The sequence below is a fragment of the Bacillus sp. AP50 genome, from assembly GCF_040492675.1.
GTDB classification, from domain to species: domain Bacteria; phylum Bacillota; class Bacilli; order Bacillales; family Bacillaceae_G; genus Bacillus_A; species Bacillus_A cereus.
In genome coordinates this window covers 1-22,411 of record NZ_JBEUTW010000050.1, presented here as the reverse complement: position 1 = coordinate 22,411, position 22,411 = coordinate 1, and the positions used below count along the sequence as shown (strand labels likewise).

The window sequence follows — 22,411 nt, the reverse complement described above, 5'->3', positions numbered from 1 at the left end:
ATATGGAATTTTGGTTAACTGTAAGTAAATTAATTGTCTTTTTATATATTGTGTTCAGTTATATTTACGCAAATGTAGCAAATTTACCGTGGGTTATATTTACTTTACTTATTTACCTTTCTGTAAACGTAATGATTTCTATATTTAAAAAAGATACGTATAAAAAAATATTAATCTGTATGTCCATTGGCGTAGTTATGTTGTTTACATGGAGGGTTCATCCATTTTTTATTTTGTTTTTACCTTTGAACTTATACGAAATTACATTCTATTACATAGAAAAGAATTGGCCAAGCTTTGTCGTTATGATGCTCCCAATTACGATTGCAGATGAAAGTATTCGAATGACTTATGGATTAATTGTTGCATTTTCTTTTCTCGTTTTAACTATTGCAGATCGATATATATCGCGTGTAGTAAAGCTTGAATCGCAAAATGATAAGATGCGAAAAGATATGCAACGACTTACGAAAAGCTTACATGAAAATAAAGAGTACATAAGACAATCTGAATACACATTTAAGCTAGAAGAGAGAAATCGGTTATCGCAAGAAATTCATGATAAAATTGGTCACTCGATGACGGGTGCACTTATTCAAATGGAGGCAGCAAAGAGGTTAATGGAAATAGATAAAGAAAAATCTGCGGAGTTATTACAAAATGCAATTCACATTTCAAAAGATGGAATTGAAAGTATTCGCATTACATTGAAAAATATGAAGCCACCAACTGAGCAAATTGGTATTCATCGTATGAAATTATTCATAGAGGAATTTGCCGGTAAGAATGATGTGAATATTCCTTTCGTTTATAAAGGGAACTTAGATATGATTTCTCCGATACAGTGGAAAATTATTGGTGAAAATGTTATGGAGGCATTAACGAACGCGATGAAGTATGCTGATGCGACAGTCATCTCAATTGATATTCATGTACTTAACAAGATGGTGAAAGTACAAGTGAAGGATAACGGAAAAGGTGCGGTTCTCGTTAAGAAAGGTCTCGGGATTATGGGGATGGAGGAGCGAACAGCGTCAGTAAACGGAAAAATTATTGTAGATGGAACAAGTGGTTTTGCAGTAACAATGTTGTTGCCGATATGAGGATGAATCATCTCATATGAAAAAAGTGAATAATCTCATGTGAAAAGAATGAACTTCTGCACTGAGCAGGTTCATTCTTTTTGTTTATACTAAAAGCAGAGAAACCGAAATAGGGGTGAAATGATGAATACATTAGAAATTAAAAATTTAACGAAAAAATTTGGTGATTTCATCGCAGTTGATAATATGTCTTTATCTATTAAAGAAGGAGAAATATTTGGCTTTTTAGGATCGAATGGTGCTGGTAAGAGTACAACGATTAATATGATTGCTGGTTTGTTAAGAAGTAATGAAGGCGAAATTAGCATACTAGGAAAAAATATAAAGAAACATAACCGATTTGCGAAGATGAATATCGGTATCGTTCCGCAAGATATTGCGATTTATGAAGAGTTAACTGCCTATGAAAATGTGAAATTCTTTGCTGGGTTGTACGGATTAAGAGGAGTTGAGCTAAAAGCGAGAGTGGAGGAAGCACTGCAATTTGTGGGGCTTAGCGATAAACATAAAAGTTATCCGAAAAACTTTTCTGGCGGGATGAAACGAAGATTGAATATTGCTTGTGCAATTGCACATAGACCGAAGTTAATTATTATGGATGAACCGACAGTTGGAATTGATCCGCAGTCAAGAAACTATATTCTTCAGTCTGTCCGGAAGTTAAATGAAATGGGAAGCACTATTATTTACACGAGCCACTACATGGAAGAAGTAGAAGAGATTTGTACGAAAATCGCAATTGTCGACCATGGTAAAGTGATTGCAGAAGGTACGAAAGAACAGTTAAAAGCGATTATTACAGATACGAAAGATATTTGGATTGAAGTGAAGTCAGTAGAAAATTTAGATGTAGAAAAGTTAAAAGAGATAAACGGTGTGAAAGCTGTTCAAATTGAAGAGAACGTAATCAAGGTAAACTCGGATGCAGGATTAAATAATTTAAATCAAATTATTCAGCATTTCATTAATCATGACATTGAAATTCGTTCGTTAGAGGAGCAGGCTCCAAACTTAGAAACAGTATTTCTTACGTTAACCGGAAGAAACTTACGAGATAAATAAAAGGTAAATGAAGAAAAGGTAAAGGGAGGTTCATCAATTGAACATCTTCAATATTGCAATTATGCATATTAAAAGAGATTTCAGAGACGTAAGAACTTTAGTTTTTATGTTAGCATTTCCGATTGTACTTATGCTTGTGTTAGGAACAGCGTTAACCAACGCATTTAATAGTGATAGTCATTCGATTAAAGATATACAAGTGCTATATAAAGATGAAGCGAGTAGCACGTTTTCTCAATCATTTGCAGCATTTACGAAAGAAGTGGATAAATCAGGTATTCATTTTAAAAAAGCTTCCGGCAGTATAGATGGGAAAGAAGAAGTGAAGAAAAATAAATATGCTGCTTATGTAGAGTTAAATAAAGATGGTGCAAAATTTTACGGAAGTGACAAAAGTAGTATTGAGGGGAGTATTGTGGAAGGAATGCTTACAACATTTGTTGATAAGTACAATGTAGCGGTCGAAGTTGCAAGAGTAGATCCTACTAAGGTGAGCACAGTTATTTCAAACGGAAACCATAATGATTATATAAAAGAAACATCTTTACAAGCTGCGAAAAAACCAGGTTCTATGGATTACTACGCGGTTGTAATGACAACGATGATTGCACTGTATGCTGCGATGGGAGCGAGTTCTTTAATTCGAGGAGAACGAATACGTAAAACAGGAGATCGTCTCATTGCTGCACCTATAAGTAAAGCTGAAATATTCATTGGAAAAGTACTTGGTAGCCTAGTAGCAAATGCCCTGTGCATATTACTCGTCATGTTATTTAGTAAATTTGTTTTTCAAGCGAATTGGGGCGACCATCTTGGAATCATATTTCTTATTTTATTAACACAAGTCTTTCTAGCAATTAGCTTCGGTTTAGGAATCGGATATATCACGAAAACAGCTGAAGCGTCTAGGGCAATTATTATGGTTGTTGTGCAATTAGCTTCTATTTTTGGAGGTGCATATTTCGTAGTAGAAGAAAATTTCGTTACGAATTTATCGCCATTAACTTGGGCAAATACAGCTGTTATGAAAATTATTTATGCAAATGATGTAGGGGCAGCACTACCAGTCATTTCTTTAAACATTGGAATTTCAGCACTCTTTTTATTAATTGCAATTATTGCATTACGTAGACGGGAGGGGCTATAGTATGAAGGATATTTTATGGCTCATACAAAAAACGTTATCTGTGCTTTTGAAAAATAAAAAAAGTTTACTAATTATAATTAGCTTGCCGATAATAGGGACGCTCATTTCCTTCTCGATATACGGAAATGCAGGGCAAGGAACGTTAAATATCGGGATTGTAAATAAAGAAAATGAGCCGATAGCAAATGATACGATAAAGTTTTTAGAAGGATTAAATCATGTGAATGTGAGTAAGGTTAAGGAGTCTCAAATAGAAGATAAACTCACTTCCAAAAAACTTGATGGAGTTATTACATTAGATTCTGGTTTTTCAAAAAGTGTTCGAGAAGGGAAACCAGAGCATATTGAAATTTCATCGATTAAAGGTGATCAAGTAACAGGATTTATAAAATCATATTTATATAATTATATTGATAATATAGCAGCTATTAGTAAAGTAGCCGGAACAGATCAAAGCACATTCGACAATATGTACGCAGGGTATCAAAAAAGTTCATTTAAAATGAAAACTGAGACGCTAGAAGATACTTCGAAAAATAAAGATATGACAAATCAAACGATGGGTTACCTTATTATGTTTATGCTGTTTTCAGCAGCGAACTTATCAGGTCATATTTTAAAAGAAAAAGAGAATAGAACGTACTTTAGACTATTATCAACGCCGATAGATGGGAAGAAGTTTATATTATCTAATGTCGGAGTAAATATCATAATACTAACAGTACAAATTTTGATTACAATCCTATTCCTAACGAATGTTTTTCATACGAATATCAATATGCCTTTCATAGTGATGATGGGCGTACTAATGCTATTTGCATTAATCGCAATTGGAATATCATTAGTCCTTGTAGCTTTTTCGAAAAACTCAGCATCGGCAAATGCGATGCAAAATATGATCATTGTACCAACATGCTTACTTGCTGGATGTTATTTCCCATATGACATTATGCCAAGTGCAGTACAAAAAGTAGCTAATTTTCTTCCGCAGCGCTGGTTGTTAGATACGATATCAAAACTACAGCAGGGAATACCATTCTCGGAGTTGTATTTAAATATTTTAATTTTATTCGCTTTCGCAATTGCATTCTTCTTAATTGCTATTTATAAGTTTGGAAGAAATAATGACGCGAGAAATTTTGTTTAATGTGAAAAGGTGTGGCTTAATGCCATACTTTTTTGTTTGAAACTTAGAGTATCTTTTGTAGTATAGGAATGCTTTTGTAGAGCACTTCGTTATGTGAAGCATGCAAAACATATTTATTTCCCTCTAGAAGAAAAACGCTATGTAGAACAGCGTTACCGTCACCATGTTTTGTAAGTAAATCACCGACGACTTTGCCGTCTGTCCATTTCAGTTTGGAATGTGAAGGGACGACTTGTAAATATTGAGTTGTTTCCTCTCCATCTCCGGCAATGAGTGTCGTTTCAATATTTCTTTTTTGTATAATAAATCTATTTGTATTTAATATATCGAGGAAAGGGTTTTTCATTTTCATCTTACTATAAGGAAGAAATGTAATAGAAGAGTCGGATTTTATAAATAAATAATTTCCGTAATCTTTACAAGGAATAACATCTTGTAATCCTGGAAAGTAAATGTGTATCGCCTCAACTTTATTGATTTTATGTAAGATGCTTAAGTAACAAATATATTGTTCCATATAAAAATGAACGATATTTATTTTAGAAGAGGCATGGATAGGGAGACTGCCTCCAGTCCAATAACTATAATTTGGTGGAGATCCAGCGTTTGGTGTGCAGAGTATTATAAGTTGATTCACATCATTTTTATATTCGTCACTTTGAACGTAAGAACGTCCAAGAAGGCCGCCCATACTATGACAAATTAAATTTAGTTTATCGCAACCTGTAATCTTTTTAGCATAAGCAATCGTTTGTAATAAATATTTTTGTGTAGAAAGAACAATGCGCTGCCGCCAGTCATAAAAACAGATGAACAAGTCTTTATTTCGTTCGTACCCCATACTTTCTAGCATCATGATGAATGGTTCGTAAACAAATGCAGAAAGTCCAAAACTCCAATTACCAGTGCCGGGAATAATAATATTGCTCATTGAACCGAAAAGACCTGGGATAAAAACAATAGGAGTTTTTCCTTTTCTCATATTCGTATCTCCTTTAACTGTTTAGTATCAATAAAAATAAGAAATACATTTCGTATGAAAACATATTTAAATGAAACACTACGAAATAGTAAGGAATATGATTGGAAGGAAACCAAAATGATTAAAAAAATATTAAGAGTTACTTCTATTATTATTGCTATTTTCGTTTTTATTTTAATTTGTATGCATATCGATGTTACCTTAGGTAGGAAAATGGAAGCTGGAAAAAACATGCCGACAGAGTATGCGCCTCATTATAGTGATTTTCAATTATATGTAGAAGGGAAATCATTATATGAGCAGCTATTTGAAGATATTAAAAAAGCGAAAAGCTCCATCTACACTTATTTCTTCATTTTGTCGGATGATAAAAGTAGTCATACTTTTTTAAACTTATTAAAAGAGAAGGCAAAAGAAGGAGCAAACGTCTATTTATCAGTTGATCGCATGAATGATTTATCATTTGAAAGAAAGATGATAAATGAATTACGGGAAAGTGGTGTGCATTTTACATATAGTAGAAAACCTGCATTGCCATTCGGATTTTATTCACTTCACCATCGTAATCATCGCCGTATTACGACGATTGATGGGGATATTGGCTATACAGGCGGATTTAATATAGGAGATGAGTACTTAGGGAAAGATAAGCGATTTGGATATTGGCGTGATTATCATGTACGGCTTAAAGGAGAAGGAGCAAAAGATTTAGAACAGCAATTCGCTTTAGATTGGAAACGAGATACGAAAGAAGAGATAAAGAGGAGTACGAATAAAGCTAGTAAAGGGAATACATTACATACTATGACTAGTTACAATGGGCATTACGTTGCTGAAAAATATATAGAGCTCATAAAACAAGCTCAGCACTCCATTGTAATTGCAACGCCGTATTTTATAGCAAAAAATAAAGAGTCCATGAATGCTTTAATCGCAGCACAAAAGCGTGGTGTTACAGTAAAAATACTTTGGTCATATAAACCAGATCTACCTCTTATAAAAGAAGCGGCGTATCCATACATACGTCAAGCTGTTAATAATGGGATTACTGTATATGGGTATAAAAAAGGAATGTTCCATGGCAAATTAATGCTTATTGATAATGAATTAACCGTTATTGGTACAACAAACTTTACTTCGCGTAGCTTCAATATAAATGATGAAATGAATTTTTATATTTATGGTGGTCCTATTGTAGGACAAGTTAATAAGGCGTTAACAGAGGATTTTCATGATTCGAAAGAAATGACGAAAGAGTTTTTTGAAAAGTTATCTTTTTGGGAGCGTTGTAAGGAGAAAGTGGCGGGATTGGTTGAGTTCTATTTGTGATGATGGATTAGGAAAGGGTGCCTACAAAAGGCACCCTTTTTGGTGGGAAATCATTATTTTTCATGCACCAGCATCGTAACATCATCATTAATCAACGTCCCCACATGTTCACCTAAACATATTTTTTTCATCACTCCAGGCTCATCAAAGTTAAAGACATGTGCTGGTAAATTATAGTCCCGGGCAAGCAGTAATGCCGCTTGATCCATGACTTGTATATTTTGTCTAACGACATCATTATAGTTTAGTTTGCTGTACATTTTTGCTGATTTGTTATGCTTTGGATCACTTGTAAAAACACCATCGACACCTTGTTTTGCGACTAATATGGCATCACTATTCATTTCAATAGCCCTTTGTACACTTGGATAATCTGTTGTCACGAACGGTTGCCCGTTTCCGCCTCCAAAGATAACGATATAGCCGTTATCTAAATGGTGGACTGCACGTAAGCGAATGTATGGTTCAGCTACTGCATTAAATGGAATGGACGTCATAACGCGTACTTCTCTATTTGTTTTACTTGTTAAAACACCGCGAAGCATTAAGCTGTTAATGATTGTACCTAGTGTACCGATATTATCAGCTTCTACGCGATCAATTCCCCACTCTTCAGCTAGATGCCCCCTAAAAATATTACCGCCACCGATGACGATGGATACTTCGATACCTAAATCAACAATGGATAAAATTTCGTTTGCGATATGTTCTAATCGTTTGGAGTTAAAGCTATTTCCAGTTTGATCGGCAAGTGCACCGCCGCTTAATTTAATTAAGACACGTTTATATGGCCTCATAACAATTCCCCCTATATAGATCGCAATAAAAAAGGAACAAAGGCGAATGCCTTTGTTCCTTTTTAAGAAAATGAAAAAGAAAAGAAGAAGATAGGACGAATTGCTTTGTATAGTTTTTCATAACATCCACTCCTTTTCATTTTGATTTGTTTTAAGTATATATCTTTTTGATTATACGAAACAATCTGATTACTTATCAAGTTTATTTTATCGTTTTTTAACAAAATGGTGTCAATGAAAAAAAGAAGAAAAATATTTGAATTTTTTGTGACGAACTTGTAGGTTTTTGTATGATTTTGTAGGTTCGCTTATAAGATGTGTGAGTAGCTTTTATAAATTCAAATTGAAAGCGTTCGCATGAAGGGGATGAACATAAATGAAAAAATTCGGATTGGCAACACAAATTTTTGTCGCGCTTGTTTTAGGGATTGTAGTAGGGGCAGTCTTTTATGGCAATAAAACGGCGATTTCTTATATCACACCAATTGGGGATATATTTATTCACTTAATTAAGATGATTGTAGTACCAATTGTTATTTCAGCATTAATTGTTGCAGTAGCTGGTGTAGGAGATATGAAGAAGCTTGGGAAACTGGGTGGTAAGACAATTCTTTATTTCGAAATTATTACGACGATTGCTATTTTAATGGGATTACTTGCAGCGAATATATTCCAACCAGGTACTGGTGTTGATATGAGTAATTTACAGCAAAGTGATATTTCTTCTTATAAACAAACTGCAGATGCAACAGAGAAGAAAGGTTTCGCTGAGACAATTGTTCACATTGTACCGAAAAACGTATTTGAATCGATTGCACAAGGTGACCTATTACCGATTATATTCTTCTCAGTATTATTCGGCTTAGGAGTTGCGGCAATTGGGGAAAAAGGAAAGCCTGTCTTTAACTTTTTTGAAGGCGTACTCGAAGCCATGTTTTGGGTTACAAATCAAGTTATGAAATTTGCACCATTTGGTGTATTCGCATTAATTGCCGTTACGGTTGCAAAATTTGGTGTAGCAACACTACTTCCGCTAGGAAAACTAGTGCTAGCTGTATACGTAACTGTTATACTATTCGTTGTGATTGTATTAGGTATTAATGCACGAATGGTTGGAGTAAACATTTTTACATTAATAAAAATTTTAAAAGAAGAATTGATTCTTTCATTTACGACAGCAAGTTCAGAAGCTGTTTTACCTAATATAATGAGAAAAATGGAAGAGTTCGGTTGTCCAAAGGCAGTTGCCTCTTTCGTAATTCCGACAGGTTATACATTTAACTTGACTGGATCGGCTATTTATCAAGCGTTAGCGGCATTGTTTGTTGCACAAATGTACGGTGTGCACATGTCACTAACGGAGCAAATAACGTTATTATTCGTTCTCATGTTAACATCCAAAGGTATGGCGGGAGTTCCAGGTGCATCGTTCGTTGTTGTATTAGCAACGTTAGGTTCAATGGGGTTACCACTAGAAGGTATCGCATTAATTGCGGGAATTGACCGCATTTTAGATATGATTCGCTCATCTGTCAATGTATTAGGAAATGCATTAGCGGCCATTGTTATGTCGAAGTGGGAAGGCGAATTCGATAATGAGAAAGCAAAACAATATGTAGAAACAGTCAAAGAAACAAAAGCAGCATAAGAAATCGTTAAGGAGTGAATAATCATGGCAACATTAACTGAAGTTAAAAATGGTGTTCGAATTGAAAAAGATTTTTTAGGTGAAAAAGAAGTACCAAACTATGCATACTACGGCGTACAAACAATGCGTGCAGTTGAAAACTTCCCAATTACAGGATACAAAATCCATGAAGGTTTAATTAAAGCGTTCGCAGTTGTAAAAAAAGCTGCAGCGCTTGCGAATACAGATGTAGGAAGATTGGAATTAAACAAGGGCGGTGCGATCGCAGAAGCTGCTCAAGAAATTCTTGATGGAAAATGGCATGATCATTTCATCGTAGATCCAATCCAAGGCGGAGCGGGTACTTCAATGAACATGAATGCAAATGAAGTCATTGCCAATCGTGCTCTTGAATTATTAGGAATGGAAAAGGGAGACTATCATTATATTAGTCCAAATAGTCATGTAAATATGGCCCAATCAACAAATGATGCATTCCCAACGGCGATTCATATCGCAACGTTAAATGCATTAGAAGGCTTATTACAAACGATGGGTTATATGCATGATGTATTTGAATTAAAAGCCGAACAGTTCGATCATGTGATTAAAATGGGACGTACACATTTACAAGACGCTGTGCCAATTCGCCTTGGACAAGAATTTAAAGCGTACTCACGTGTACTTGAACGTGATATGAAACGCATTCAGCAATCACGTCAACACTTATATGAAGTGAACATGGGAGCAACTGCAGTTGGTACAGGCTTAAATGCAGATTCAGAATATATTGAAGCAGTTGTAAAACATTTAGCTGCAATTAGTGAATTACCGCTTGTTGGTGCAGAAGATTTAGTAGATGCGACGCAAAATACGGATGCTTATACTGAAGTATCTGCAGCGCTTAAAGTATGTATGATGAATATGTCTAAAATTGCGAATGACCTTCGCTTAATGGCATCAGGTCCGCGTGTTGGTTTAGCGGAAATTATGTTACCAGCTCGTCAACCAGGTTCATCTATTATGCCAGGGAAAGTAAACCCTGTTATGCCAGAAGTAATTAATCAAATTGCGTTCCAAGTAATTGGTAATGACCATACAATTTGCCTTGCTTCAGAAGCAGGACAATTAGAATTAAACGTGATGGAACCAGTACTTGTTTTCAACTTACTTCAATCGATTAGCATTATGAATAACGGTTTCCGTGCCTTTACAGATAATTGCTTAAAAGGAATTGAAGCGAATGAAGATCGCTTAAAAGAGTATGTTGAGAAAAGTGTAGGAATTATTACAGCCGTGAACCCTCATATCGGTTATGAAGCAGCAGCTCGCGTTGCGAAAGAAGCAATTGCAACAGGCCAATCCGTTCGAGAACTTTGTGTGAAAAATGGTGTATTGTCACAAGAAGACTTAGAGTTAATTCTAGATCCATTCGAAATGACACATCCAGGGATTGCAGGAGCAACTCTTTTAAAGAAAAATTAAAAGAAGAGGGGGGACAATCCCCTCTTTTTTGTTTACAATATAGAAATGCTATATATGAATAGAGGTAGGGATGTTATGAGCAAGTTTACAGTAGCTTCTAATGGTGCATTAGAAACAACATTAAGAGGAGCAGAAGTATTATCAACACCACTTTTAAATAAAGGGGTAGCTTTCACACAAAATGAAAGAGAAGAGTTAGGTTTAAAAGGGTTATTACCGCCAGCGGTTTTAACGTTAGAAGAACAGGCACGCCGAGCATACGAACAATTTAGTTCTCAGCCGGATGATTTATTAAAGAATGTATACTTAACTGCGTTACATGATCGAAATGAAGTATTATTTTATCGTATATTAACAGATCATTTACGTGAAATGTTACCGATTGTATATACACCAACTGTCGGTGTAGCAATTCAAAGATATAGTCATGAATATCGTAAACCACGTGGTGTTTATTTATCAATTAACGATCCATCAGGTATCGAAGAAGCATTCACGAATATCGGTGCAACAGCTGAGAACATTGATTTAGTCGTTGTAACAGATGGAGAAGGCATATTAGGAATTGGTGACTGGGGCGTTGGTGGTATTAACATCGCAATCGGAAAATTAGCTGTTTACACTGCTGCAGTTGGAATCGATCCTAGTCGTGTATTACCGGTAATTTTAGATGTAGGTACAAACCGTGAGGAGCTATTAAACAATCCATTTTATATTGGAAATCGTCACCCTCGTATAACAGGTAAAGCTTACGATGAATTTATTGATACGTTTGTACAAGCGGTAAACAAACAATTCCCGAAAGCACTTTTACATTGGGAAGACTTTAGCTCTCGTAACGCACGAAAAATTTTAGATAAATATCGTCATGATGTTTGTACGTTTAATGATGATATTCAAGGTACAGGTGCAGTTTCACTTGCGGCAGTATTATCGGCAGTGAAAGCTTCTGGTGTACCGCTAAGTGAACACCGCGTTGTTGTATTTGGTGCTGGTACGGCTGGAATCGGTATCGCAGATCAAGTTAGAGATGCGATGGTCCGCGTAGGCGTATCTGAAGAAGAATCATATAAGCGTTTCTGGTGTATTGATCGTAACGGGTTAGTTACAGATAATATGGAAGATCTTCTTGATTTCCAAATTCCGTACGCAAGAAAAGAAGTAGAAGTAAGTGGGTGGAAGCAAAATGATGTGATCGGACTTGCTGAAGTTGTGAAACATGTAAAACCGACAATTTTAATTGGTACATCTACTGTTGCAGGTGCATTTAAAGAAGAGATTATTAAAGAAATGGCTTCTCACGTAGAAAGACCAATTATTTTACCAATGTCGAATCCGACGCCACTTGCTGAAGCAAAACCAGCAGATTTAATCGAGTGGACAGAAGGAAGAGCGTTAGTTGCAACAGGAAGTCCATTTGAACCAGTTACATATAACGGTGTAACTTATGTGATTGGACAATCAAATAATGCACTGATTTTCCCAGGTCTTGGTCTTGGAACAATTGTAGTACGAGCAAGCGTCATGACGGATGGAATGTTCGCAGCAGCAGCTGAAGCAGTTGCCAGTATGGTAGATACAAGTCAGCCAGGAGCACCTATTTTACCAGAGGTCGAAGAATTACGTAATATCTCAGAAATGGTTGCAATTGAAGTAGCTAAAGTTGCAGTTGCAGAAGGTGTTGCAAGAGTGAACTTAAGTGATAACGATATCAAGATGGCAGTGAAAGAAGCAATGTGGAAGCCAGAGTATCGCCAAATAAAAGCGGTAGAAAAGGTTAGAATATAGAAAAAAAGCCCGTTTATAACAATAAGCGGGCTTTCGCTTTTACTACTGAAAAAAAGTATAGGAAGTGTCACCTTTGAATTGGAATCAATTATGGAAGAAAGATATGTCCCTTTTAATTATATTAATGGTCGTTGTTCCGATTGCTGGGGAGCTGAACTTTCATCCCTTTAATGATACGTTTCGAGTTAGCTTCGGTACACCGCTATTCTTCTTTTTATTATTATTTTTAAGAAGAGTACCAGCAGGAGTTGCAGGTATTCTTGTTGGTATATCTGTAGTCTTATTCCGAGTATGTCTTGACTGGATCATGCAAGGTTCATTTCATATGACAGAATCATTTTATTTGCGTTATCCTGTGTTCTTCTATTATTTTATTTATGGCAGTTTTTTTTCGCTTTGCAGGGTAAATAAGTTCCATCAGCAACCAATCATTATTGGATGCCTTGGAATTTCAATTGAAATTGTTGCAAGTATGTCAGAACTTGCGTTTTATCACATGTTAGTACTAGGTACAATAATAACGATTTCTGAAGTAAATAAACTCATCATTATTGCTATTTTTCGTAGTTTCTTTGCACTTGGTTTTTTAAATATGATGAATTTATATGAAACGAAATTAAAAGAATCGCAAGTTCGAAAAGAAAATGAAAATATGTTAATGCATCTTTCTAATTTATATGTGGAATCTGTTCATTTGAAAAAGACGTTACAAAATGCGGAGTTAATTACACAAGAAGCATATCAACTATATCGAAATTTACAAGTAAGCGCTGATTCAAGTAGTAAAACAGCATTGAAAATAGCGGGGGAAGTGCATGAAATAAAAAAGGATAATCAAAGGATATTTGCAGGATTATCTAAACTGTTATTAGATAAAAATGTGGCTGAATATGTAGAAGGACATGAGTTAGCAGAAATGATTGTTAGAATAAACGAGAAGTATGCTGAAATGCTAGAAAAGGATATACGTTTTTCTAAACATATAGAAGGTGAGCATGCTGCATATCACGTGTATACAGTTCTATCAATTTTTAATAACCTCGCTGCAAATGCAGTTGAAGCAATTGAAGATAAAGGTGTCGTTATTATTAAGCTATATAAAAGAGATCAACATATATTTTTTGAAGTAATTGACGATGGACCTGGTATTGCACAAAAGTATAAGAAATTAGTATTTAAGCCAGGGTTTACTTCCAAGTATGATCAAACGGGAACACCGTCAACTGGTATTGGGCTTTCTTACATAAATGAAATGGTAACAGAGCTAGGCGGAGAAGTGAGATTAGAAGGCCGAGAAAATAAAAGAGGATGTAAGTTTATCGTTTGTTTACCGGAGGGTAGTTTAAAGCGGGAAGGGGAATAGATTTGTTTTATTATATCGTAGACGATGATGAAGTTTTCCGTTCGATGCTTTCGCAAATTATTGAAGATGGAGATCTTGGAGAAGTAATTGGTGAGGCGGATGACGGAGCTTTTATTGAGGCGGATCAACTAAATTTTAAAAAAGTAGATATTTTATTTATTGATTTGTTGATGCCGATGAGGGACGGAATTGAAACAGTTCGTCACATTGCGTCAACTTTCACGGGGAAAATCATTATGATTTCTCAAGTGGAATCGAAGCAGCTTATAGGTGAGGCATATACACTTGGTGTAGAATATTATATTACAAAACCATTAAATAAAATCGAAGTTGTATCGGTTGTACGCAAAGTGATGGAGCGTATTAGATTGGAGCGTTCTATACACGATATTCAAAAATCATTGAATAACGTGTTTCAGTGGGAAAAACCGCAATTGCGTACTGAACCAGTGCAAGAAGGAAAAAAGATAGGGGATTTAGGGCGCTTTTTACTATCAGAACTCGGTATTGCGGGAGAGAATGGAAGTAAAGATTTACTTAGTATGCTGGAATATTTATATGGTCAAGAAAAGGCACAGACATTTGAGTTTGGCTTTCCTGCGTTAAAAGAAATTTTCCATCATATTACGATAAGAAAATTAGGGGATTTAGCTTTAGAGGCGGATATTGATAAAGAGAAAAAAGCGTCTGAACAAAGAGTACGTCGAGCTATTTATCAGTCGTTAAATCATTTGGCTTCTTTAGGATTAACAGACTTTTCAAATCCAAAATTTGAAAGCTATGCTCCAAAATTTTTCGATTTTACCGTAGTTAGAAAACGGATGACAGAAATGACGAAAGATGAACTCGCATCTTCTGGTCATACGCGAATTAATACGAAGAAGTTTATTCAAGTATTGTATTTTGAGGCGAAGAGGTTGATGGAGATAGAGTGAAGAAGATGCTTATAAATAAGCATCTTCTTTTGTTAAATCAACATTTTATATTTTCTCGTGGAGCATGTAAAATGTTAAGTAAGAGAAAATGGTTTTATATTAAGGAAGTGTCAAAGCGATGAGTTTCACATTGAATAAATCGATTATTAAAGAAGTGTGCGGAGAGACCTCATATAAAAGAGGTGAAGCCTATTATAAATCAAATAAAGTGATAATAGATCAGTACGATGAAAATAAAGAAATTTGTGAGGCGACAGTAAAAGGGAACGAGGATTTCCATGTTACAGTAGCAAAAGCCAAAAAGGGTGATGTTGTTGCAAAATGTAGTTGTCCTTCATTAGCGTCTTTTCAAACGTACTGTCAACATGTTGCAGCAGTATTAATACAAATAAACTATAATCAACAAACAGGTGGAATGAGCTCCACTAGTAGCAGAAATGATCAATTGACAAGTGGTATGTTTCAGCTGTTTGCAGACAAACCACTGAGGCCAAAAAGTAAACAACACCGTTTTGATACACGTGAAATATTAGATATTGAGTTTATATGTACACCAGTAGCTACGAGAAGTGGTGGGGCTCTTCTTGGAATTCAATTGAAACTTGCCAAAGTGTATTTCATAAATCATATTAGAGAATTTCTTTCTAAGGTGGAGAAAAGGGAATTTTTTCATTGTTCAAATGAATTTACATATACACCAGATGTACATAGTTTTAAACAAGAAACGGATGCAATTATTCAGCAGCTCATTAAAATGTATCATAATGAAAAAATGTATGAAGATACGCTAGAAGTACATGCGAAACAAGATGAAAGTATGATATTTATACCGCCAGCTTCGTGGAAGGATATGCTCTCTTCACTTTCTAAAGTTGAATATGTACAGCTGAAACAAAATGAACAACTGTTTCAGGGATTACAAGTTTCAAAAGGTTTGTTGCCGTTACACTTTGAATTTACGAAGGGAAATAATGGCGGATTTACACTTCATATAGATGGTCTAAATCGTGTACAAGTTATGGATATGTATAACAATGCACTTTACGATGGGAAATTATATCACTTACACATTGAAGATTGTATGCGACTTATTGAATTACAAAAGATGATGAGTCGCTCAAATAGTAATCAGTTTTATATTCCAGAAAGTAAGATGGAACATTTCGTCGCGAAAGTTGTACCAGGATTAATGAAGCTCGGAACTGTACACATTGATGAAGTAATATCGGATCGTGTTGAAACACCTTCGCTAAAAGCGAAATTGTATTTAGACCGCGTGAAAAGTCGCTTATTAGCAGGTCTTGAATTTCACTATGGGAACGTCATGATTAATCCGCTAGAAGAGGATGGACAGCCGTCTGTTTTTAATCGTGATGAGAAAAAGGAAAAAGAGATTTTAGACATTATGAGTGAAAGTGCCTTTGCAAAAACAGAAGGCGGTTACTTTATGCATAATGAAGAAGCTGAGTATAACTTTTTATATCACGTCGTGCCAACATTAAAAGGTTTAGTTGATATTTATGCGACGACAGCAATCAAATTGCGAATTAGTAAAGGGGATGCAGTTCCTCTTATTAGAGTGAGAAGAAAAGAAAGAATTGATTGGTTGTCATTTCGTTTTGATATAAAAGGAATACCAGAAGCAGAAATTAAAGGTGTATTAGCGGCCCTTGAAGAGAAACGTAAATATTATCGATTGGCGAATGGTTCGTTTTTATCGCTAGAGAGTAAAGAGTTTAATGAAATTAATCAGTTTATAAAAGAATCAGGTATTCGGAAAGAATTTTTACATGGAGAAGAGGTAAATGTTCCACTTATTCGGAGTGTAAAATGGATGAACGGACTTCATGAAGGCAATGTTTTAAGTTTAGATGATTCTGTTCAAGAGTTAGTAGAAAACATTCAAAACCCGAAAAAATTAAATTTTGCTGTGCCAAATACTTTAAATGCAGAAATGAGAAAGTATCAAGTATATGGGTTCGAATGGATGAAAACACTTGCTCATTACCGTTTTGGGGGTATTTTAGCAGATGATATGGGACTTGGAAAAACGTTGCAAAGCATTGCTTTTATAGATTCTGTTTTGCCTGAGATTCGAGAAAAGAAACTACCTATATTAGTCGTTTCACCATCATCTCTTGTTTATAATTGGTTTAGTGAATTGAAAAAATTCGCCCCGCATATTAGAGCAGTTATTGCAGATGGAAACCAAGCAGAGCGCCGGAAAATTTTGAAAGATATAACGGAATTTGATGTCGTAATTACGTCATATCCATTACTGAGAAGAGATATAAGATTGTATGCAAGACCATTTCATACACTATTCCTTGATGAAGCGCAGGCGTTTAAAAACCCTACAACGCAAACGGCAAGAGCTGTGAAAACAATTCAAGCTGAATACCGTTTTGGGCTAACGGGTACACCTGTAGAAAATTCATTAGAAGAGCTATGGTCTATCTTCCATGTCGTCTTCCCAGAATTATTACCAGGAAGAAAAGAGTTCGGTGATTTAAGGCGTGAAGATATAGCGAAGCGAGTGAAACCATTCGTATTAAGACGATTAAAAGGGGACGTATTAAATGAGTTGCCAGAGAAAATAGAGCACTTACAATCATCGGAGTTATTACCCGATCAAAAGAGTCTCTATGCTGCTTATTTAGCGAAGCTAAGGGAAGAAACGTTAAAGCATTTAGACAAAGATACGTTACGTAAAAATAAAATTAGAATTTTAGCTGGTTTAACGAGATTGCGACAAATTTGTTGTCATCCTGCTTTATTTGTTGATGATTACAAAGGAAGTTCAGCTAAATTTGAACAACTGTTAGAGATTTTAGAGGAATGTAGAAGTACAGGGAAGAGAATATTAATTTTTTCTCAATTTACGAAGATGCTTTCCATTATTGGTCGTGAGTTAAATCGACAAGCAATTCCATACTTTTATTTAGACGGGAGTACACCAGCGCAGGAACGTGTAGAGCTGTGCGATCGGTTTAACGAAGGAGAAGGAGATCTATTTCTCATTTCTTTAAAAGCTGGTGGTACCGGACTTAATTTAACTGGTGCAGATACAGTAATATTATACGATTTATGGTGGAATCCAGCTGTTGAACAACAAGCGGCCGATAGAGCGTATCGAATGGGACAAAAAAATACAGTGCAAGTTATAAAGCTAGTAGCTCAGGGAACAATTGAGGAGAAAATGCATGAACTGCAAGAAAGTAAGAAAAATTTAATCGCTGAAGTGATTGAGCCGGGAGAAGGGAAATTGTCCTCAATCACAGAGGAAGAAATTCGAGATATTTTAATGATTTAATATAAAAAAGCTATGCCTTCAAATTTATGAGGGCATAGCTTTTTTGTTGTAATAATTATATTTTGTTTTGTACAAAGTAAAGAAATCAAATGTTATTTAAATTACTTCTTTGTACCTTTACTTTTGTATGGTTTGGCAGCTGCCTTTTTCTTTGCACTTGATTGCCAACGGTTCCATCCTTTACTTCCTGTACCTTGTCCTACACCTTTTTTCGGTTTTGCTTTCGTTTTACTCATATGATCACTCCGTTATATAAAAATCTTATTTGATAATAGTCAATGATTTAGAAAATACTCTTTATAAATGACTATGATTGCTTTAAGTAAAAATAAACTGCTTGAATGCTATAGTATATCATGAAATTGCAAGTAAACTGAAAGGAATTATAAAGAAAATGAAAATAATAAGAAATACTGCGGATTCTATATTCCGAACGATCACATTAATTATTGTTTATACGTTAGTTTCGGTCAGTGAAACATTTTTTGGATTGACGAGGCAGAAAAAGTAAAGATGTTAAATTAACAACAATCAATAAAGCCGTAAAATAAAGAATTGAAAAATATTTTAAAACTTTTTGTTGACTTTCTTTATTTTTTGTATAGAATAATCATTAATAAAATGTTTCAGAGATGTGACAACAAAACGACTATGAAAGGACGAGTAGTAGTAGGACGTAGTTTAAGCGAGTCAGGGGTGGTGTGAGCCTGATACGAAGCCTATTATGAAGAACCTCCTGGAGTTGCTAACCGAAATCCTTTATAGGAAAGTAGACTTAGCCGGGAACTTCGCCGTTACAAGAAGAACAGTATCGAGATATTTCATCTCCGTATTGTATAAGTGAGCAACCTCTGTTGCTAATTTGGGTGGTACCGCGGAACCAAAGCCTTTCGTCCCAGTTTTTTGGGAAAGAAGGGCTTTTTTTGTTGGCTTCTTTTCACAACATCCAAACATTTTAGGAGGAAACCACCATGTATCAATCATTAATGACAGTAAGAGAGACTCAAATTGCAATTAAGGAAGTTAAAACATTTTTCGAGGACCAATTAGCAAAACGCCTTGAACTATTCCGCGTATCTGCACCATTATTCGTAACGAAAAAATCAGGATTAAACGATCACCTAAACGGTGTAGAACGTCCAATTGAATTTGATATGTTACATTCAGGAGAAGAATTAGAAATTGTTCATTCACTAGCGAAATGGAAACGATTTGCATTACATGAATATGGATATGAAGCTGGTGAAGGTTTATATACAAACATGAACGCGATTCGTCGTGATGAAGAACTTGATGCAACGCATTCCATTTACGTTGACCAATGGGATTGGGAAAAAATCGTTCAAAAAGAATGGCGTACTGTCGATTACTTACAAAAAACAGTACAAACAATTTATGGAATATTCAAAGATTTAGAAGATCACTTATTTGAAAAATATCCGTTCCTTGGAAAGTATTTACCGGAAGAAATTGTTTTCGTTACTTCTCAAGAATTAGAAGATAAATATCCAGAATTAACACCGAAAGATCGTGAACATGCAATTGCGAAAGAACATGGTGCAGTCTTCATTATCGGAATTGGTGATGCACTTCGTTCAGGTGAAAAGCACGACGGACGCGCAGCTGATTATGACGATTGGAAATTAAACGGTGACATTTTATTCTGGCACCCAGTACTACAATCTTCATTTGAATTATCATCAATGGGAATTCGTGTTGATAGTAAATCACTTGATGAGCAGTTAACGAAAACTGGTGAAGACTTCAAACGTGAGTATGATTTCCATAAAGGTATACTAGAAGACGTACTACCATTAACAATCGGCGGTGGTATTGGACAATCAAGAATGTGCATGTACTTCTTACGTAAAGCTCATATCGGTGAAGTTCAATCTTCTGTATGGCCTGACGATTTACGTGCAGCTTGTAAAAAAGAAAACATTCATCTGTTTTAATAGAAGTGAGGGAATAGCTTAAATATAGAGCTATTCCCTCTTTTTTATAAAACATTACTTATTTATTACCGAGTTCTTCCGCTAAACCGATTAAAATTCCTTCGACTCCACGAATGTAGCAGAGACGATACGAGTTCTCATACTGAACTACTTCACCAACGAGCTCTGCACCATGCTTAGTGAGTCTCGATACCATTTCGTCAATGTCTTCAACGGTGAATATGACGCGTAGATAACCGAGGGCGTTTACAGGAGCATTTCGGTGATCTGATATAGTAGGTGGGGTGAGAAATCGCGAAAGTTCAATTCGGCTGTGGCCATCTGGAGTGACCATCATAGCGATCTCTACGCACTGAGAACCGAGTCCAGTTACGCGACCAGCCCATTCACCTTCGACATTGGCTCGACCTTCGAGATTCAAGCCAATCTCCTCAAAGAAAGAGATTGCGTTATCAAGGGATTCTACAACGATGCTGACATTGTCCATTCGTAGTAATTTGTTTTTTGCCATAGTCTTATCTCCTTATGTATAAAAGTCTATTATTTAATTATCCTCATAATTATACTACTAAGTAGTTACAAATTCCTTTCAGTCAAAAACACCTTGTCACAGTATAGGAAAATGTGACAAGGTGTTTTTTAATATGTCATATAGCATCGTGTTAACGAACAGCTTTTTATTTAATAGGAAGGTAATACATTAATATGATTTTTTTAGCATTACTAAATATATCAGATTAGCTCATTTGCACTAAAGGCTCAATTTTCGCCATAAATGATTGATGCAGCGCCTCAACGCCTGTTACTAAATGAAGGCGGTCAATAACGACAGACACTTTAATTTCTGATGTACTTACCATTTTAATATGAATATCTTCTTCTTTTAAAGTAGTGAACATATTTGCAGCGACACCTGGGTTAGATACCATGCCAGATCCTACGATTGATACTTTTGCTAAGTGATTTTCATGTTCTACAGATTCATAGTGAAGAGTTTCTTGATTTTGTTCCAAAACTTCTAAAGTTTCTCTTAAATCATTCGAATGAATGGAGAAGGAGAGGTGTACAGTTCCTTCATTTGTAATACTTTGAATGATGATATCTACATTAATGTGTGCTGCTGCTAATGTAGAGAAAACTGTTGAAAGCGAGCCTTGTTCTAATCCTTTAATTGTGACACGTGTAATGTTATCCTCAAATGCAATACCTTTAACGATTGATTGTTGTTCCATGTTACATTCTCCTTTTACAATTGTTCCGTTTTCTTGTTCCATACTTGAGCGAACTTCTAAAACTACATTATGATTTTTAGCAAACTCAACAGCGCGCGGGTGTAATACGCCAGCACCGAGATTAGCAAGCTCTAACATTTCGTCATAAGAAATTTCGTCTAATTTGTAAGCATCTTTTACAACTCGTGGGTCCGTCGTATATACACCTGTCACATCCGTATAAATATCACATTTTTTTGCTTTAAGTGCAGCAGCTAATGCGACAGCAGTCGTATCAGAGCCACCACGGCCAAGCGTTGTAATTTCATTTTCTACACTTATACCTTGGAAACCAGCTACGATAACAATCGTACCTTCAGCAAGATAAGATTGAATACGATCTGTATGAATGTCAGTAATCCGTGCACTACTATGTACAGATTCTGTCGTAATACCTGCTTGCCACCCTGTTAATGAAATTGCATGATAGCCTTTTGCTTGCAGTGCCATTGTTAATAATGAAATAGTTACTTGTTCTCCTGTAGATAGAAGCATATCCATTTCACGTTTACTTGGATTTTCTGTGATAGCGTTAGCGAGTGCGACAAGTTCATCTGTGCTTTTTCCCATTGCTGAAACGACAGAGACAATGCTATGACCTCGTTCATATTCTTCAATAATTAAATTTGCTACATGTTGAATGCGTTCGACGCTTCCGACAGAAGTGCCACCAAATTTTTGAACAATTGTTTCCATTACAAATTCCTTCTTTCGTCTATTTTTAAGAATAGATTAGGAAATATATAAATCCCCAATACTCCTGTAGTTACCAGAAAGACAAACAAAAAACACCATCTCAAATAAGTGAGGATGGTGCTGTTACAGGAAAAGGGAAACAGAAAACGGAGCTAATAAAAAAACCGCCAAAAAAGGAATATCATAAAAAAATGATATCTCTTTTTTGTAGATAGCTCTTCATACGTACACGTCTGTACATATGACAGTTCTGTTTCTATTCGAAAACAGCCCCAATTGATAAATGCAGAGAAATTTATCAATTTCGGCAATACTTCCTTTCATCTAAGTTCATAGACATCTCTGTGTCTCCATTAGAATACTCATAAGTATCGCAACCTCTATCTCACGTTTTAGGCGAGAGTGTTTGAT

The 22,411-nt window shown here is 35.5% G+C and carries 17 protein-coding genes, 1 riboswitch and 1 other annotated feature; of the genes, 12 read left to right on the top strand and 5 right to left on the bottom strand.

The window, feature by feature from the left end:
* Nucleotides 1–2 precede the first annotated feature (2 nt).
* The 4 genes from ABWK52_RS05680 (at nt 3) to ABWK52_RS05665 (ending at nt 4,459) form a co-directional block, all read left to right on the top strand.
* Nucleotides 3–1,103: a sensor histidine kinase gene (locus ABWK52_RS05680; protein ID WP_058839109.1), complete on the top strand. Its 1,101-nt coding sequence runs from the start codon at nt 3–5 to the stop codon at nt 1,101–1,103.
* Between the two features lie 123 nt (nt 1,104–1,226).
* A complete protein-coding gene (locus ABWK52_RS05675) occupies nt 1,227–2,165 on the top strand; it encodes an ABC transporter ATP-binding protein (RefSeq protein ID WP_001093830.1) in 939 nt (312 codons plus the stop codon).
* A 37-nt stretch (nt 2,166–2,202) separates the two neighbouring features.
* Nucleotides 2,203–3,312 carry an ABC transporter permease gene (locus ABWK52_RS05670; RefSeq protein WP_098434624.1) on the top strand — a complete coding sequence of 370 codons (1,110 nt, stop codon included), beginning with the start codon at nt 2,203–2,205 and terminating at the stop codon, nt 3,310–3,312.
* Nucleotide 3,313: 1 nt separating this feature from the next.
* Nucleotides 3,314–4,459 (top strand): ABC transporter permease, encoded by a 1,146-nt coding sequence (locus tag ABWK52_RS05665; RefSeq protein WP_000651885.1) that lies wholly within the window; start codon nt 3,314–3,316, stop codon nt 4,457–4,459.
* Between the two features lie 43 nt (nt 4,460–4,502).
* Here ABWK52_RS05665 and ABWK52_RS05660 read toward each other — a convergent pair whose 3' ends face one another.
* Complete coding sequence (locus ABWK52_RS05660) at nt 4,503–5,441, bottom strand: esterase/lipase family protein (protein WP_058839106.1); 939 nt, start codon at nt 5,439–5,441, stop codon at nt 4,503–4,505.
* A 117-nt stretch (nt 5,442–5,558) separates the two neighbouring features.
* On the opposite strand from ABWK52_RS05660, the gene cls reads away from it, so the two are divergent.
* Nucleotides 5,559–6,770: a cardiolipin synthase gene (gene cls / locus ABWK52_RS05655; protein ID WP_097842585.1), complete on the top strand. Its 1,212-nt coding sequence runs from the start codon at nt 5,559–5,561 to the stop codon at nt 6,768–6,770.
* A 53-nt stretch (nt 6,771–6,823) separates the two neighbouring features.
* On the opposite strand, the gene pyrH is transcribed toward cls, so the two are convergent.
* The gene (pyrH, locus tag ABWK52_RS05650) at nt 6,824–7,567 is read right to left on the bottom strand and encodes a UMP kinase (RefSeq protein ID WP_001248059.1); all 744 of its coding nucleotides are present in this window, start codon (nt 7,565–7,567) and stop codon (nt 6,824–6,826) included.
* A gap of 376 nt (nt 7,568–7,943) precedes the next feature.
* Here pyrH and ABWK52_RS05645 point away from each other — a divergent pair, with 376 nt between their 5' ends.
* The 6 genes from ABWK52_RS05645 (at nt 7,944) to ABWK52_RS05620 (ending at nt 18,078) form a co-directional block, all read left to right on the top strand.
* Nucleotides 7,944–9,215, top strand: a complete 1,272-nt coding sequence (locus tag ABWK52_RS05645; RefSeq protein WP_000713291.1) for a cation:dicarboxylate symporter family transporter — start codon at nt 7,944–7,946, stop codon at nt 9,213–9,215.
* Nucleotides 9,216–9,239: 24 nt separating this feature from the next.
* Nucleotides 9,240–10,679: an aspartate ammonia-lyase gene (gene aspA / locus ABWK52_RS05640; RefSeq protein WP_086423778.1), complete on the top strand. Its 1,440-nt coding sequence runs from the start codon at nt 9,240–9,242 to the stop codon at nt 10,677–10,679.
* Nucleotides 10,680–10,754: 75 nt separating this feature from the next.
* Nucleotides 10,755–12,467: an oxaloacetate-decarboxylating malate dehydrogenase gene (gene malS / locus ABWK52_RS05635; protein ID WP_002100899.1), complete on the top strand. Its 1,713-nt coding sequence runs from the start codon at nt 10,755–10,757 to the stop codon at nt 12,465–12,467.
* Nucleotides 12,468–12,531: 64 nt separating this feature from the next.
* Nucleotides 12,532–13,830, top strand: coding sequence for a sensor histidine kinase (locus tag ABWK52_RS05630; protein ID WP_098541475.1), 1,299 nt, complete (start codon nt 12,532–12,534; stop codon nt 13,828–13,830).
* A 2-nt stretch (nt 13,831–13,832) separates the two neighbouring features.
* Nucleotides 13,833–14,765, top strand: coding sequence for a response regulator (locus ABWK52_RS05625; protein ID WP_000500302.1), 933 nt, complete (start codon nt 13,833–13,835; stop codon nt 14,763–14,765).
* A gap of 118 nt (nt 14,766–14,883) precedes the next feature.
* Complete coding sequence (locus ABWK52_RS05620) at nt 14,884–18,078, top strand: DEAD/DEAH box helicase (RefSeq protein WP_098541476.1); 3,195 nt, start codon at nt 14,884–14,886, stop codon at nt 18,076–18,078.
* A gap of 101 nt (nt 18,079–18,179) precedes the next feature.
* On the opposite strand, the gene ABWK52_RS05615 is transcribed toward ABWK52_RS05620, so the two are convergent.
* Nucleotides 18,180–18,314 carry a DUF3934 domain-containing protein gene (locus ABWK52_RS05615; protein WP_000047588.1) on the bottom strand — a complete coding sequence of 45 codons (135 nt, stop codon included), beginning with the start codon at nt 18,312–18,314 and terminating at the stop codon, nt 18,180–18,182.
* Nucleotides 18,315–18,720: 406 nt separating this feature from the next.
* Nucleotides 18,721–18,979, top strand: a binding site (T-box leader).
* Between the two features lie 70 nt (nt 18,980–19,049).
* Here ABWK52_RS05615 and asnA point away from each other — a divergent pair.
* Nucleotides 19,050–20,033 (top strand): aspartate--ammonia ligase, encoded by a 984-nt coding sequence (asnA, locus tag ABWK52_RS05610; protein ID WP_000284914.1) that lies wholly within the window; start codon nt 19,050–19,052, stop codon nt 20,031–20,033.
* A 58-nt stretch (nt 20,034–20,091) separates the two neighbouring features.
* Here the strand turns inward: asnA and ABWK52_RS05605 are convergent, their stop codons facing one another.
* Together ABWK52_RS05605 and ABWK52_RS05600 are read right to left on the bottom strand one after the other, a co-directional pair.
* Nucleotides 20,092–20,544, bottom strand: coding sequence for a VOC family protein (locus tag ABWK52_RS05605; protein WP_098541478.1), 453 nt, complete (start codon nt 20,542–20,544; stop codon nt 20,092–20,094).
* A 226-nt stretch (nt 20,545–20,770) separates the two neighbouring features.
* Nucleotides 20,771–22,000 (bottom strand): aspartate kinase, encoded by a 1,230-nt coding sequence (locus tag ABWK52_RS05600; protein ID WP_000448032.1) that lies wholly within the window; start codon nt 21,998–22,000, stop codon nt 20,771–20,773.
* A gap of 204 nt (nt 22,001–22,204) precedes the next feature.
* Nucleotides 22,205–22,391: riboswitch (Lysine riboswitch) on the bottom strand.
* Nucleotides 22,392–22,411: the final 20 nt, after the last annotated feature.

Bases quoted from the DNA above. Each gene is read 5' to 3' on its own strand.
- cls (WP_097842585.1), top strand. From the start codon at position 5,559: ATGATTAAAAAAATATTAAGAGTTACTTCTATTATTATTGCTATTTTC.
- aspA (WP_086423778.1), top strand. From the start codon at position 9,240: ATGGCAACATTAACTGAAGTTAAAAATGGTGTTCGAATTGAAAAAGAT.
- ABWK52_RS05605 (WP_098541478.1), bottom strand. From the start codon at position 20,544: ATGGCAAAAAACAAATTACTACGAATGGACAATGTCAGCATCGTTGTA.
- malS (WP_002100899.1), top strand. From the start codon at position 10,755: ATGAGCAAGTTTACAGTAGCTTCTAATGGTGCATTAGAAACAACATTA.
- ABWK52_RS05675 (WP_001093830.1), top strand. From the start codon at position 1,227: ATGAATACATTAGAAATTAAAAATTTAACGAAAAAATTTGGTGATTTC.
- ABWK52_RS05680 (WP_058839109.1), top strand. From the start codon at position 3: ATGGAATTTTGGTTAACTGTAAGTAAATTAATTGTCTTTTTATATATT.
- pyrH (WP_001248059.1), bottom strand. From the start codon at position 7,567: ATGAGGCCATATAAACGTGTCTTAATTAAATTAAGCGGCGGTGCACTT.
- ABWK52_RS05645 (WP_000713291.1), top strand. From the start codon at position 7,944: ATGAAAAAATTCGGATTGGCAACACAAATTTTTGTCGCGCTTGTTTTA.
- ABWK52_RS05615 (WP_000047588.1), bottom strand. From the start codon at position 18,314: ATGAGTAAAACGAAAGCAAAACCGAAAAAAGGTGTAGGACAAGGTACA.
- asnA (WP_000284914.1), top strand. From the start codon at position 19,050: ATGTATCAATCATTAATGACAGTAAGAGAGACTCAAATTGCAATTAAG.
- ABWK52_RS05660 (WP_058839106.1), bottom strand. From the start codon at position 5,441: ATGAGAAAAGGAAAAACTCCTATTGTTTTTATCCCAGGTCTTTTCGGT.
- ABWK52_RS05620 (WP_098541476.1), top strand. From the start codon at position 14,884: ATGAGTTTCACATTGAATAAATCGATTATTAAAGAAGTGTGCGGAGAG.
- ABWK52_RS05600 (WP_000448032.1), bottom strand. From the start codon at position 22,000: ATGGAAACAATTGTTCAAAAATTTGGTGGCACTTCTGTCGGAAGCGTC.
- ABWK52_RS05665 (WP_000651885.1), top strand. From the start codon at position 3,314: ATGAAGGATATTTTATGGCTCATACAAAAAACGTTATCTGTGCTTTTG.